This is a genomic window from Facklamia sp. P12955 (genome assembly GCF_050409565.1).
Lineage (GTDB): Bacteria > Bacillota > Bacilli > Lactobacillales > Aerococcaceae > Facklamia.
The window spans coordinates 23,943-37,817 of sequence record NZ_JBNUPF010000016.1; the positions used below are offsets into that span (position 1 = coordinate 23,943).

General features: G+C 35.6%; 13 protein-coding genes and 1 pseudogene. 7 read left to right on the forward strand and 7 right to left on the reverse strand.

The window, feature by feature from the left end:
* Positions 1-39: 39 nt before the first annotated feature.
* Genes rbsB through ACQV2G_RS05855 form a run of 6 tightly spaced genes read right to left on the reverse strand, consistent with a single transcriptional unit; the run spans position 40 to position 5,692 of the window.
* Positions 40-966: a ribose ABC transporter substrate-binding protein RbsB gene (gene rbsB / locus ACQV2G_RS05830; RefSeq protein WP_428874050.1), complete on the reverse strand. Its 927-nt coding sequence runs from the start codon at positions 964-966 to the stop codon at positions 40-42.
* A gap of 21 nt (positions 967-987) precedes the next feature.
* Complete coding sequence (locus ACQV2G_RS05835; protein WP_428874051.1) at positions 988-1,941, reverse strand: ABC transporter permease; 954 nt, start codon at positions 1,939-1,941, stop codon at positions 988-990.
* A complete protein-coding gene (locus ACQV2G_RS05840) occupies positions 1,941-3,422 on the reverse strand; it encodes a sugar ABC transporter ATP-binding protein (RefSeq protein ID WP_428874933.1) in 1,482 nt (493 codons plus the stop codon). Before ACQV2G_RS05840 ends, ACQV2G_RS05835 begins: the two co-directional genes overlap by 1 nt.
* An 11-nt stretch (positions 3,423-3,433) precedes the next feature.
* Positions 3,434-3,832: a D-ribose pyranase gene (gene rbsD, locus ACQV2G_RS05845; protein ID WP_428876346.1), complete on the reverse strand. Its 399-nt coding sequence runs from the start codon at positions 3,830-3,832 to the stop codon at positions 3,434-3,436.
* On the reverse strand, positions 3,807-4,715 hold the full coding sequence (rbsK, locus tag ACQV2G_RS05850) for a ribokinase (RefSeq protein WP_428874054.1): 909 nt from the start codon (positions 4,713-4,715) through the stop codon (positions 3,807-3,809). Before rbsK ends, rbsD begins: the two co-directional genes overlap by 26 nt.
* Positions 4,715-5,692 carry a LacI family DNA-binding transcriptional regulator gene (locus ACQV2G_RS05855; protein WP_428876358.1) on the reverse strand — a complete coding sequence of 326 codons (978 nt, stop codon included), beginning with the start codon at positions 5,690-5,692 and terminating at the stop codon, positions 4,715-4,717. The genes rbsK and ACQV2G_RS05855 overlap by 1 nt, the downstream gene beginning before the upstream one ends.
* Positions 5,693-6,162: 470 nt before the next feature.
* Between ACQV2G_RS05855 and ACQV2G_RS05860 the strand changes: the two genes are divergently transcribed.
* From ACQV2G_RS05860 to ACQV2G_RS05885, 6 genes and pseudogenes are all read left to right on the forward strand, one after another.
* Complete coding sequence (locus ACQV2G_RS05860; protein ID WP_428876347.1) at positions 6,163-6,792, forward strand: TetR/AcrR family transcriptional regulator; 630 nt, start codon at positions 6,163-6,165, stop codon at positions 6,790-6,792.
* Positions 6,755-8,104 carry an MATE family efflux transporter gene (locus ACQV2G_RS05865; protein WP_428874930.1) on the forward strand — a complete coding sequence of 450 codons (1,350 nt, stop codon included), beginning with the start codon at positions 6,755-6,757 and terminating at the stop codon, positions 8,102-8,104. The genes ACQV2G_RS05860 and ACQV2G_RS05865 overlap by 38 nt, the downstream gene beginning before the upstream one ends.
* Before the next feature lie 481 nt (positions 8,105-8,585).
* A pseudogene (locus ACQV2G_RS05870) lies at positions 8,586-8,768 on the forward strand (YdbC family protein).
* A 515-nt stretch (positions 8,769-9,283) separates the two neighbouring features.
* Entirely contained in the window at positions 9,284-9,427 is a 144-nt protein-coding gene (locus ACQV2G_RS05875) for a hypothetical protein (protein ID WP_428874058.1), read from the forward strand.
* 586 nt (positions 9,428-10,013) lie between these two features.
* A complete protein-coding gene (locus tag ACQV2G_RS05880; RefSeq protein ID WP_428876348.1) occupies positions 10,014-10,559 on the forward strand; it encodes a hypothetical protein in 546 nt (181 codons plus the stop codon).
* Between the two features lie 66 nt (positions 10,560-10,625).
* The gene (locus ACQV2G_RS05885; RefSeq protein WP_428876349.1) at positions 10,626-11,405 is read left to right on the forward strand and encodes a dimethylarginine dimethylaminohydrolase family protein; all 780 of its coding nucleotides are present in this window, start codon (positions 10,626-10,628) and stop codon (positions 11,403-11,405) included.
* An 88-nt stretch (positions 11,406-11,493) separates the two neighbouring features.
* Here the strand turns inward: ACQV2G_RS05885 and ACQV2G_RS05890 are convergent, their stop codons facing one another.
* The gene (locus tag ACQV2G_RS05890; protein WP_428874061.1) at positions 11,494-12,123 is read right to left on the reverse strand and encodes a phosphatase PAP2 family protein; all 630 of its coding nucleotides are present in this window, start codon (positions 12,121-12,123) and stop codon (positions 11,494-11,496) included.
* A 156-nt stretch (positions 12,124-12,279) separates the two neighbouring features.
* On the opposite strand from ACQV2G_RS05890, the gene ACQV2G_RS05895 reads away from it, so the two are divergent.
* A complete protein-coding gene (locus ACQV2G_RS05895) occupies positions 12,280-13,827 on the forward strand; it encodes a BCCT family transporter (protein ID WP_428874927.1) in 1,548 nt (515 codons plus the stop codon).
* The last annotated feature ends 48 nt before the right edge of the window (positions 13,828-13,875 follow it).

Here is a 13,875-nt window from a genome sequence, read left to right on the forward strand (position 1 = left end):
AGTGTCGTGAGGTCTTAAAACTATTAAATGAAAAGTGAATTATTTTTCTTCTAGTGTGTCTTTAATTACTAATTCTAACGGAGAAGCAATGGATTCTTCAACTTTTTCTCCTTTTAAATGATTGATGGCAGCTTCAACCGCTAAATGTCCCATTTCTTTAGGTTGTTGAGCGATTGTTGCAGCCAATTCACCTTCTTTGACCGCTTCCAAGCCATCGTCATTGCCATCAAATCCTATCACGAGAATTTCTTCTTCTAAACCAGCAGCTTTAATAGCTTCAATAGCCCCTAAAGCCATTTCATCATTTTGAGCAAAGACAGCTTGAACATCAGGGTGTGCTTGAAGAAGATTTTCCATAACAGTTAATCCTTCTGAACGGTTAAAGTTAGCAGATTGACTAGCGATAAGCTCTAATTGATCTTTGGCTCCTTCTTCAAAACCTTCCCCTCTTTCGTTTGTTGCAGAAGCGCCTGGAACACCTTCTAATTGAATAACTTTCGCACCTTTTCCAATCTTTTCAATAATGAATTCAGCAGCCATCTTACCGCCATCTAAGTTATTAGAGGCTACTAATGAAACAACTTCACCTTCTGCAGCGTTTCTGTCAATGGTAATAACAGGAATTTTTGCTTCATTAGCATTTTTAATAGCAGGGACTATAGCATCGGAATCAACGGGATTAATGAGTAAAATATCTACTCCTTGAGTGATTAAGTCATCCAGTCCATTAAGCTGTGTTGTTGCATCATCTTGTGCGTCAACAATTTTAACAGTGGCTCCCATTTCTTTTGCAGCCTCTTCAACACCTTCTTGTAAATCGACGAAGAAGGGATTATTGGTAGTGGAAATTGCTAGACCTATTGTATATTCTTCTTCTGCCTTAACCTGTAGCTTAGCAGTTAGACTTAATAGAACAAGTGGTAAAATAGCGAACAAGGCGATAGTAATTTTTTTTATAGATTTCATTTGAATGCTCCTTTTATATAGTTATTTTTCTTTCCGATCTAATAGAACAGCGATTAATATAACGATACCTTGAACAATTTGTTGATAAAAACTAGATACTCCAAGTAAGTTTAAACCATTATTCAACGTACCAATGATTAAAGCGCCGACTAAGGTTCCAATGATGCGACCATGACCTCCAGCCATACTTGTACCACCAATGACAACAGCAGCGATGGCATCCATTTCATAAGCGACTCCAGCAGTTGGTTGCGCTGAGTTTAATCGTGAAGTTAAGATTAAACCTGCAGTGGCAGCCAAAGCCCCGGAGATAGTGTAGACAATAAGTTTAACTCGATGACTATTAATTCCAGCAATATAAGCCGCCTTTTCATTTCCTCCAACGGAAAAAGTTTTCCGTCCAAATGTTGTGCGATGCAAAAGCATGTAGAGAATGCCAAAAACAACCAACATTAGAAGAACCGGCACTGGAATTTTCCATAAATACCCCCTTCCAATGGATTCAAAAAATTGCCCCCCTTCAAATTTAGTGAGAGGATTTCCTCCCGTTAGTACCAAAGTTAACCCGCGATAGATAGTCATAGTTGAAAGGGTAGCAATAAATGGAACAACCTTCCCCTTAGTTATAATTAATCCATTAATTGCTCCTAAAAGTCCCCCAAGTAAGACCCCAATTAAAACAGCAAGTATAGGGCTCATACCATACATCATTAAGTATGCGACTATCGCGCTTGACAAAGCTAAGACAGAGCCGACCGACAAGTCAATACCCCCAGTGATAATGACAAAGGTCATACCGAATGCTATAAAGGCATTAATTGAGACTTGTCTAAGCAAATTAAGTAAATTATTTATTTTAATAAAATTTGGATTTAAGAGGGTAACGAGAACAAACAAAACAATTAAGGCCAATACTGGACCTAATCTTCTTAAATCAAATTGCTTTTTCGATGATTTCTTTTCAACTTTATCCATTATTTTCCTCCTGTAGCTAAAGTCATGATGCGTTCTTCCGATAATTCTTCATGGGACAGACAGCCATTCAGTTTTCCTTCATGAATAACAAGTACACGGTCACTGACTCCAATTATTTCAGGTAAATCACTTGATACCATTATGATACCAACACCTCGATCGGTTAATTCACGCATCAACAAGTATATTTCTCGTTTAGCACCGATATCCACTCCACGGGTAGGTTCATCCAAAATTAAAATTTGAGTTCCAGCAGCAATCCATTTGGCTAAGACCACTTTTTGCTGATTCCCACCAGATAGGGAAGTCACTGGTAGATGCATATCCATTGTCTTTATAGCCAAACGTTCGATGAGTAACTGCACAAAATCTTCTTCTTCCTTGGTGTGAATTAAACCGTTTTTAGAAAATTCTTTAAAGGCAGTGATTCCAATATTTTCTTTAATCGAAAAGTCTAAAATAAGGCCTTCCTCTTTACGGTTTTCAGTTAAGTAACCAATTCCTTGTTTAATAGCATGAAGTGGTGAAGAGAGAAGCACAGGCTGATTATTAATTTTAATAGTTCCGCGCTCAATCGGAAGCAAGCCGAAGATAGCCGACATAATTTCTGTACGTCCTGCTCCCATCAGTCCAGACACACCGAGTATTTCCCCTTGTTTCAAAGTGAAAGAGATATCCTCAAATTTTTCACTCACCGTTAGCTTGTTAACTTCTAAAAGTGTACGGCCAACTTCTGAACGTTTACTCGGATAGTAATCCCCAATGTCTCGACCCACCATTGCACGAACAATTTCTTTCTCATCCGTGTTGGTAACATCTTTAGTCATAATCGAAATGCCATCGCGCATGACAGTGATACGGTCACTTATTTGAAATATTTCCTTCAAGCGGTGCGAGATGTATACAATTGCGACTCCTTGTTGCTTAAGTTTTTGGATTATAGAAAAGAGTGTATCAATTTCATGGTCTGACAAAGCAGCTGTTGGTTCATCCATGATAATGACAGAAGCATCGTTCATCAGTGTTTTGGCAATTTCAATTAGTTGTTGTTGACCGATACTGAGTGTTCCCATCAAGGCATCAAGATCAATCTGAATACCTAATTCTTGCAAAATAGTTTTAGCTTTTAATTTCATGGTAGCTTGGTCACAGAAAAGGCCATATTTGGTAAGTTCTTTCCCCATAAACATGTTTTCTAAGACGGTCATCTTTGGCCAAGTTATCAATTCTTGATGAATAAAGCTAACGCCATTATTTTCAGCATCTTTGGGATTATCAAACAATGATTCTTTTCCATTAATGGTAATCTTTCCTTGGTCAGCTGATAATAGACCGGTTAAAATGTTCATTAAAGTTGATTTTCCAGCTCCATTTTCACCCATTAGTGAATGGACTTCTCCACTTCTTAAGTCGAAGTTTACTCCTCTTAAGACTTGGTTGGCTGCAAACTGTTTATGGATATTAGTCATTTGAATTTCCATAATACTCCCCCCTAGAAAATGACGCCTGATTGCAAAATAATATTTGCATAAGGAGTCGCCTCACCTGTTCTTATGATCGCTTTGCTTTTATGGGTCTGCTTCTTGAATGAGTCATGATCTATAAATTGAATCTCAATAAGTGGATTTACTAATTGCTGGATTTCAGCTAGCAAATTCGGATTATATTGTTTGATTTCTTCGGCGAGAACAATCCGTTCAATTTTCATATCACTCATTACTGTTTTTAAAACACTGATAAAATCAGGCTCACCTAAGCGAATAGCTAAATCAATTTTTTCTACATGCGTTGTGATAGGAAGACCACAATCTGCAATTGTTAGTTGATCAGTATGGCCCATATCGGATAAAACTTTGGAGATATGACTATTTAATATCCCATGTTTTTTCAAAATATACACTCTCCTTCATTTGTTTGATAGTAGGCATTCCTTTTTGAGCCCCTTCTTTTCCGATTGATAGGGCGGCGGCTAAGTTGGCAAAACGAATTGCTTCTTCGAGTTCGAACTGGTTGCCAATAGCAAAGGCGAGCGCACCATTGAATGTATCACCAGCCCCAGTAGTATCTACAATTTGATCAACTTTATAGGAAGGGACTTCAATAAGTTCATGTCCATTATGAAAGACGGCCCCTTGAGCTCCTAAGGTTACAATCATTTTGTTCGGATATTGAGCCAGAACTTCTGCCATTTCTTGATCTGGGAACATTAAGCGAAATTCATGTTCATTAGGTGTGATGTAATCGATAGCTGCCATCAATTGTGGATTAAATGAGCGAGCGGGCGCAGGGTTATATATTATTTGACAAGAGGCATCAGCCATTTGTTGTATAAGGGTTTCAACCGTTTCGATGGGACTTTCATTTTGGATTAGAATTAAATCACAGGTAGTGAGAAATGCTTGCTCTTTTAAAACTTGTTCGCTTGAATAAGCATCATTAGCTCCCGCTACATAAATGATCGTATTTTCGCCTTCAACAACATTAATAATGGCAGAACCTGAAGGGAGCTGCTTCTTTGTTTTAATGTGTGAAACTTCAATCCGGTTATTTTGCAAATTGGCTATTAAACTTTCACCAAATTTATCAGCTCCCACTGCTCCTAACATATAAGTTTCTGCACCCAGTCGGCTGGTTGCAACGGCTTGATTAGCTCCTTTGCCACCAAAATAAGTTTCAAAGTATTCCCCAAAAATAGTCTCTCCAGCTTGGGGTCTTCGTTTAGAAGTCACCACAAAATCAGTAGATATACTTCCAATGACTGCAATTTTTACCATTATTTTACCTCCCTTAAAGAATTTCTTTTTAATAATCGCGGTTTGACTTGGATGATTTTAGACATTTCAGGATCTATTTGTTGGTTAATAATAGCTAGTAACAATTCTGTTCCCTGATAACCTATTTTATAAGCCGGTTGTTCAATGGTAGTTAAACTCGGATGGGCATAGGCTCCAAAGACAATTCCATCATACCCAATGATTTGGACATCTTCTGGGATAATAGAACCTAATTGATTCCAAGCTTGGATAAGGGCTAAAGCATAGATATCATTAGGAGCAATCACCGTATCAATATTGGGATAGTCACGAATAATCTCCTTGGCAACTTGATCTGCAAATTCTGTCTGGAAGGACGGAGTAGAATATATCTGATAGTCGATTTTATATTGATCAAATACAGACTGTATTCCTTGTAAACGCATTTTAGACACTTGAATATCCATTGGACCCGTCATAATCAAAATAGAGCCATAATTAGTTTCAAGAATAGTTTGTCCAATGAGTTCTCCGCCATAAAAATCATCAGAGATTACTGCAAACCGATCTTGATCATTCATCCGGTCTAATGAGACGGTTGGAACGTCCTCAGGTGTGTTTAGATGAGTCCCATCAATTTTGATTAATCCAGCGACTTTATATTGTTTAAAAAAATTAAGATAGTTCTCACCAATCGTTTCTTGGCCCTCGGTATTGCCTAATAAAAGCATATAGTCGTGTTGCAAGGCACATTGTTCGACTCCCTTGATTAAAGAAGGAAAATAAGGGTTAGTAATATCCGGAACCAATAAACCAAGAATTTTCATCGACTGTTTATTTAAAGATCTAGCAATTTCATTAGGGATATAATCTAATTTTTTAATCGCCGAAAGAATCTTTTGTTTGGATTGTTCGCTCACATAACCACTGTTATTCATCAGGCGCGAAACAGTTGCGACTGAAACGCCTGCTTCATTTGCCACATCACGAATTGTCACCAAAAACTTCACACCTCCATGTGTAACCGTTTACACACATTATTATATTAATTTTTTTTAGTTTGTCAAGAAGAAAGGTTTAATGAGTTTTTGCATTATCTAAAGCCCCTAATTCGCAATTCAATTAGGAGCTTAAAAAAGTGAAACGTCTCAAACTTACTCAAGCGTTATAATCCTACCGATTAAAAACGAAGGAAGCTGTATTTCAACCTATTTTAACAACCCATATTGTTTCAATGAATGAATTAAAGGACGCACTCTAAGGGACACGACTAATAAGTGTCTCAGAAGCCGTTAAAAAATTTAGACGTAAACTATTTAATATTTTCTTACTTCGTTGTATGGAACGAGATTTGCACGGGGGGTAAAATTTAGAGCATTCTTTTTTATAAAAACTCTTGACTCTCTAAAGTAAGAATAATAAACTATTATCGACGATACCGTCGGTATATAAAAAAAGGGGGGGTTGCATGTGCTCGGCTAGGCGATTAAAGCCAGAAGAAAGAAAAAATGAAATTAAAGAAGCAGCCAGAAAAGTATTTGTTAGTAAAGGGTTCGCTAATACTACGATGGAAGATATTATTAACGAAACGACCATGTCTAAAGGAGGCTTCTATCATTATTATAAAAGCACCATTGATATTCTTCATGACCTAATGGTTGATGGGATACATTATAGAAATGAAGTAATCAAATCCAACTTAAGTGAGTTCAAGCAAGGGTATGAAATAGAGTTTATAGCAAAACAACTTGTCGAAAAAATACTGGATGATAATTTATATATGGAAATTTATGTCCAATTTTTAATTGAAAAAAAGAGAAGCAAAAAGCTCAATAGTATCTTTAACCAGTTAAAAGCACAAAGTAGGGAAGAATTTAGTCAGCTTCAAAGGAATGTTCCAGAATTTTTATTGAATGATGCACTCTATGATTTTGTGACAGATTTTATTAATTCAATGATTTTAGGGGCAGATATTTTAGAAGCTAGAGATAATTTTAAAAAAAATAAAGAAATTATAGAAAAAATGTTTGTAGCACTTTTCAAAGAACGGAGAAAACAAAATGGAAAAAACAATGAAAGAAAGACTTTTAACGGATAATCTTGTTCGACTTATGTTTCATCAGGCTGTTCCAGCTGTACTCGGTATGCTCGTTATCGGACTGTTTCCTTTGATGGATGGAATTTTTGCTGGAAATATTTTAGGAGAAGCTGCCATGACGGCTTGCTCTGTTTCTGCGCCGATTACTTTTGTAAATAATGGCGTATCGACATTGATTGGAATAGGGAGTGCTTCTATTTTATCAAGAGCCTTAGGAGAAGGTGATCAGGAGAAAATCGATAAGATAATGGGGAACTTAGTTTATTGGGTAATTGTATTATCACTTTTGATTACAGTATTTGGAATCTTTTTATCTCCTTATTTTTTAGATTTATTAGGAGCAAGTGGAGCAATCAAAGAGCTAGGTCTTCGATACGTGAGAATTATTTTCGCAGGGTCATTTTTTATCAATTATGTTCAATCATCTAATATGGTCATGCGAGGCGAAGGCCAAGTAAAAAAGGCTATGCTGATAATGGGGCTTGGAGCAATTCTCAATATAATTCTTGACCCTATTTTCATGATTGCGATGGGAGAATATGGAATAGAAGGAGCAGCCTTAGCTACAATCTTGGCTCAATCCGTTCAAGCAGGGTTTACCTTGTATTATTTCCGTTATAAGAGTGATGTTGTAAAGATAGGAAAAATCAAAAAGGCTAATGAACTTTCTAAAGAAATGGTGGGGGTAGGTATTTCAGCTATGCTCATGCAGATTTTATTTATGGTTCAACAAAGCTTGTTATATCGACAAGCCTTTCAATATGGAAGTGATGAGTGGGCAACACTAATGGCTGCGACCTTGAGGTTTTATGGCTTCTCATTTATTCCACTTTGGGGTATGAGTCAAGCCCTTCAACCTATTATAGGGGCTAATTTTGGAGCGAAGCAGTATGCAAGAGTTAAAGAAACGATGAAGATTTTTATCCTATCAGGTACTATATTATCTTTAGTGTTCTACCTACCGGCACAATTTTTCCCTGCAAGAATATTTGGTTTATTTAACGTGAGCGAAGAAATTATCCAACGTGGAGTGGGGCATTTTAGACTGTTTTTCTCAGTATATATACTTTATGCAGCTATGAATATGGCAATCACATTTTTCCAATCGATTGGCAATGGTAAAAAAGCTGGGATTATTGTTCTGTTAAGACAACTTATTTTATTCGTACCAGCTTTGCTTATCTTACCTGGAATATTTGGAAGTGGGGCTGTTTGGTGGGCAGAAGCACTAGTTGATTTGATTGTAATTCTTATTGCTTTAGCCATGATGGTCCAAGAAATAAAAGCTTTTAAGCAAGCGGAATTCATTTAATTTTTAGTGCCTATCAACCAATAGCGGAGGAAGGAGAAGGCAACTCATTTCTTTAAGAGTTTATCTATATTACAAGAATGGTTACGTCTCTACTAAAAAGCTAAATGTTACTGCTAAAATGGAAATAATCATTAAAAGCCAATCTTTGCATAATTTTTTTGTTATATATGACGGATTATGGCAAGCAGTACTTAGAAAGAAATTTTAGCTCAGGTTTCACTACTCACTATAGATGAATAATTCTTGTGAAAGAAACCCATTTAGAAAGAAATTTAAAAGCAAAAGAATATCCGTAATACGATCAAGCACTTGTCTCTTAGAGATAAGTGCTTTTGATTATAATAGTTTTTAGTCATCGAGGCTTATGGTAAATTAAACTGGAAGGATTAGTGATAATAATGACGGTAATGAAGACTATAAGATGGATAGAAACAGAGGGCGGCTATTCGTTTAAAAATAAGACTACTTTAAAAGGGCAGCTATTACTTACAAAAATATTGAAACCATTGGGAGTCTTTCCGCTAATAAAGGATGGTCTAAAGAATTCAATCTTCTTTCATGGAATAAGTGTCCTGCTAAATAGGGCCTTGGAGATTGTTTACCTGATCATGATAAGATGGGCAAAGGAGTTACTTTAACGGATGAGGAAGTCAAGCAATTATGAGTTATTAAAAACAATGGAATCTTAACCGGTTAAAGGGTATTTTTAATCAGTGAAGGGCACTCTTTTTTAGGCGTAATGTTTAATGGAGCCAACAGTTAGGAGGCTTCGTTTCTAATCCTAATCAATTTACCTTTGAAGGGGAAATTTCAGGACTGAAATTAGCTACTTTTAAATTCTCAATGCCAGCAATAGGTCGTGGCTTGTTCACTAGCTCTCTTTCCCTGACATGAAATAAGTTCTAAGATCTTGAGACGATTAGGATCGGCGATTGCTTTTAGTAATAAACTAAGTTCTTCTCAATTCATTTGCATTCTCCTATATAGACGGTTGTCTATCTATGGCTTCGTTTTACTCCTCATAGCTTGTAAGTCAAAAAAATAGAGTTTAAGCAGCAGGAGCGTCTTTTATATCGGTCATTCCGAAGTTAGATTCTCTAAATATTAACTATGAATAGCTAAGACTTTAAAGCGTTTTTTTGATAAAATTAATGAGACAAATCAATTGGAGTGAAAATATTGGAAAAAATGAATCGAGCGATTGCAAAGCTGATTTTATCGTTCAAAGAGCTAAATGGTATCGGCAATAAATCAATACTTAAACGATTAAAAGAAAATACAAACATCTTGCAGGTGGATAGTTTTAAGACACTAGCTTTTTAACCAATTAAATATACCGATGCTTAATAAAGCTTTAAATTGAACAAATAAAAATTGGGAGACTATCTATCAAGCATGCGATTAGACACACACCTATTAGCATTTTCGACTATAGTGAACGTTTAGGAGAAGCCTTTCGATTAAAGCAAAGTTTCAGTGGAAATGTAAAATATATCGATAAACAATCTGCCCTTCCTATATTCCGAGAGGAAAGTGTAAGACAGTTCAACTTATTAATGGAAGAGTCTAGAGAAAAAAGTTGAAAGATTATCTATTGAAAGAAAGGAGCATGAAAAGACAAAAGCAGGGGTGGAACAAGCTGATTTATTTGAAGAGATAAGCTATGAATTATAATGCATTGTTAGAAAACCATCACTTTGTTTTTGGAGGAATAGTGTATCCTACTAGAACCAAAGCCTATGCTGGAACTTTTTCATTTTATAGGAGGACAATAGGTTACAAAGTTTTACTAAAAAGCCTAAATAATAGAAAGATTACAAACGGACATTCACTAACCCCACCTATAACCACTAAAAAAAGGGAGTGAATTTCATGAGAATTTAGCAATCTGATTAAGGAGCTGATTTATATGAATGAATTAGAATTAACTTTAAAAACAAATCAAATAGTAGAAATTTATTCTGAATTTAGTAACAAAAATGAAGAATATTTTTCACTTGGATACTTAATTGCAATTGAAGACGACTTCTCAACTCTAATTTCAATTAATGAATATGGAATGATTGAGAGTTTTCAATATAGGAAAAATGCATTTATATCCAATATCGTTTCTTCAACTTGCTATCTTAAAAATTTTAAAAAAATAATTGATTATAATAAATCAATTAATCTTTACGACCCATATTCACTGACCAAAGATTATGAACAACAATTTCAAGGAAAAGACCCAATCAATGAGCCTATCTTAGTGAATAAACAAGTATCAATTATAACTACCGAGAATGATTTTATACTTCAAGGTAGGATTATAGAAAAAACCAAGGAATCATTTGTTCTTTCTTCTTCAACAATCGATGATTTGACTGAAAATCAGTTATACGAAATCAAACATGAAGACATTGTCCTAATTGATTTGTTAAGTATTGATAACAAATTAATTGAACAAATAAAATAAATACAAGTCCTTGAATAAATACAATAGTGCCAACACATCAATAACTAAAAAAACAGGAGGAATTACATGTTAAAATTTTCGCATGCCATCGTTAGAACACCTAGTCAATCAATGTTAGAAGGTATTACGACTGGAATGTTCTCTAAAGAGCAACCAGTTTATGAAGATGCCTTGGTGCAACACGCTAACTATGTCAAAGCATTGGAAGAATTAGGAGTAAAAGTCACTGCTTTAGAGCCTTTAGAAGAATACCCTGATTCTTGTTTTGTTGAAGATCCAGCTGTGGTTATGGCAGAGTTTGCGATTGTGACTAATTCACCCAAAGAATCGCGTAATGGAGAAAAATATGAAATGAAAAAAGTACTTAAGGATTTCTATAAAGAAGATCAAATCTTTTACATTGAGGCACCCGGAACTATGGAGGGTGGAGATGTGATGCTAGTAGATAAGCATTTTTATGTGGGCTTATCCGATCGAACTAATCAAGAAGGGGCTAAACAATTTGACCAAATTGTGCGCCAGTTTGGCTATACTTCTTCAACGGTGTCGGTCACAGAAGGACTGCACTTAAAAGACTTTGTTATTTATTTAGAAAATAACAATATGTTAGTTAGTCCGGTGATGAATAAGGTCGAGGATTTCCAAAAATATAAGCGATATGTGGTTGAAGCGGAAGAACTCTATGCCATCAACAGTCTTTATATCAATGGGACGGTGCTGGTTCCTGAAGGTCACCCTAAAACACAAGCACATATTGAAAGTTTAGGTTATCCTGTAAAAGTAGTAAATACTGATGAATTTAAGAAAATTGACGGTAGCTTAACGTGTTTATCTTTAAGATTTTAAGCTAATTAAAAAAAGAGTCCTGCTCAATGTACCGACCCCCTAAAACCTTGTTCGGGTTTAAGGGGTCAGTACAATTGAGCTGGCTTTTTTATTCAATCACATTCTTGTTTAAAATTAATTTTTGAGCTAAGACCACCCAAGCGAAACTAATCATCCAGCCGCCTATAATATCCGAAGGGAAATGTACTCCTAGATAAACGCGGGAATAACCAACTAGAAAAGTATAAATTAAACCTAAAGTTAAAATTTTATAAAAGTGCTTGCTACGCCAACATAAGACCATTATGGCAAAGACAGCGGTAGAACTAATCATAGCATGACCAGATGGGAAAGAATAAAAGTTTTCTTCAACTAAAAGATTGAGCAAATCTGGTCGGTCTCTTTGGAAAATCAACTTTAGAATTGTATTAATAACCAAAGTTCCCGGAATAGCTATCAATAGGAAGTGCATTTTATTAAAGGCTCTTTTTTTAAAAAGCATTAAAAGGATGATGGCGAAAAAAATTAAGACTGGTATGGCACTTGAAGAGTGGGTAATAAAGAGCATGATTTTGTCCATCAAGGGATTTTGAAGGTCGCGTACCCAGCTTTGAATGGGAGTATCGAAAGTTACCAATTCATTTTTTTTAATTTCTAAACCTAAATGGACAAAAAGTGTGGTCAGTATGGTGAAGATAAAATAAGCACTAGTAATTTTACCAATAATTTTTTTGGTCATAAGGGCATCCTTTCTATTGAATACTTATAAATATTAACTATATAAAATCTTGTCAAAAACAACAAGTCTTACGATGAAAAATGGGTAAATTTTACAAACAAAGTCAATTTTGATAGTATAAAAGCCCTGTTTTAAAATGAATTTAGGAGGAATAATTTGAAAAAGTTAAAAGAAATTTCAGTATATCATGCATCGCTTATAACGTCATTTTTATTAGTTATTTTAGGTATTTTTATTCCTAATGAATTAAGTGTTGGAACACAAATTTTAAAAGATCAGGTGGCAAACAATTTTGGTTGGCTTTATCTTCTACTCATTCCACTAATATTATTAGTTTGTATTTATTTCATACTTAGTCCCTTAGGCCAGATTCGCTTAGGAGAACCCGACTCAAAACCTGAATATTCGACCACTTCTTGGGTAGCTATGATGTTTTCCGCTGGTATGGGAATTGGGCTTGTTTTTTACGGAGCGGCAGAACCTTTGTCACACTTTGCTATTTCGACTCCGATTGCTCCAGCAGGAAGTCAAGAAGCGTTAGCGGATGCCTTTCGCTTTACTTTTTTCCATTGGGGGATACATGGTTGGGCGATCTATGGTGTGGTAGCACTTGCCCTAGCTTACTTTGGTTTTCGTAAGCAAGAAAACTACCTATTATCTCATACTTTAAAACCTTTACTAGGAAATAAAGCAACGGGCTGGATCGGAACAGTAGTGGATACAATAACGATTGTTGCCACTGTTATTGGGGTCGCAACTACTATTGGTTTTGGCGCAGCCCAAATTAATGGAGGGTTAAATTATTTGTTTAATATCTCTATTTCTAATAGTGTCCAAATTATTATTATAATTATCACAACGATCTTATTTATACTTTCTGCTATTTCAGGTTTAGGAAAAGGGGTTAAAATTCTTTCCAATTTAAACCTGCTTTTAGCGGGCTGTCTATTAGCCATTGTCGCTATTGTAGGCCCGACTGTCGGTGTTTTAAACACATTTACAGAATCATTGGGTAATTATTTACAAAATTTTATTGAAATGAGTTTTCGATCAGCCGCTTTTGATAGGGATAAGAGGGAGTGGATTAATACTTGGACTTTGTTTTATTGGGCATGGTGGACTTCATGGTCGCCCTTCGTGGGGATTTTTATAGCCCGTATTTCGCGCGGACGCACCATACGTGAGTTTTTAACGGTGGTACTTCTACTTCCTACGCTATTAAGTTTTATTTGGTTCTCTACTTTTGGAACTTTAGCAGCCAATGTTCAAATGAATATAGCCGACTTAACAGCTTTTGAACCCGAACAGTTGCTATTTGCAACCTTTAACTATTATCCTTTAAGCGGCCTTCTTTCTTTAGTGGCGATTATTCTTGTTGTCTCATTTTTTATTACGTCAGCGGACTCAGCGACTTTTGTTTTGGCCATGTTGTCGGAAGAAGGTAATATCAAGCCTAATAATAGAACTAAGATTACTTGGGGATTTACACTTTCAATTATTGCGGTTGTCTTACTATTGTCTGGCGGTTTACTAGCTATTCAAAATGTCTTAATAATCGTTTCCTTACCCTTTGTTTTCATTCTTATTTTAGTTATTTTATCCCTCATCAAAGAATTGAATCATGAACAAAGAGAAATGGGCTTAACCATTACACCAGACCGATTACCTAATTCAAACGATCCCTTTAAATCTTATGAAGATTAAGTGGGCGACTTATTTAAACTTCCTGTATCAGCAGGAGGTTTTTTTAAG

Excerpts from the sequence above, each read along its gene's own strand:
- rbsB (WP_428874050.1), bottom strand. The coding sequence starts at position 966 with ATGAAATCTATAAAAAAAATTACTATCGCCTTGTTCGCTATTTTACCA.
- ACQV2G_RS05865 (WP_428874930.1), top strand. The coding sequence starts at position 6,755 with ATGGAAAAAACAATGAAAGAAAGACTTTTAACGGATAATCTTGTTCGA.
- ACQV2G_RS05885 (WP_428876349.1), top strand. The coding sequence starts at position 10,626 with ATGTTAAAATTTTCGCATGCCATCGTTAGAACACCTAGTCAATCAATG.
- ACQV2G_RS05880 (WP_428876348.1), top strand. The coding sequence starts at position 10,014 with ATGAATGAATTAGAATTAACTTTAAAAACAAATCAAATAGTAGAAATT.
- ACQV2G_RS05890 (WP_428874061.1), bottom strand. The coding sequence starts at position 12,123 with ATGACCAAAAAAATTATTGGTAAAATTACTAGTGCTTATTTTATCTTC.
- ACQV2G_RS05835 (WP_428874051.1), bottom strand. The coding sequence starts at position 1,941 with ATGGATAAAGTTGAAAAGAAATCATCGAAAAAGCAATTTGATTTAAGA.
- ACQV2G_RS05860 (WP_428876347.1), top strand. The coding sequence starts at position 6,163 with ATGTGCTCGGCTAGGCGATTAAAGCCAGAAGAAAGAAAAAATGAAATT.
- rbsK (WP_428874054.1), bottom strand. The coding sequence starts at position 4,715 with ATGGTAAAAATTGCAGTCATTGGAAGTATATCTACTGATTTTGTGGTG.
- ACQV2G_RS05840 (WP_428874933.1), bottom strand. The coding sequence starts at position 3,422 with ATGGAAATTCAAATGACTAATATCCATAAACAGTTTGCAGCCAACCAA.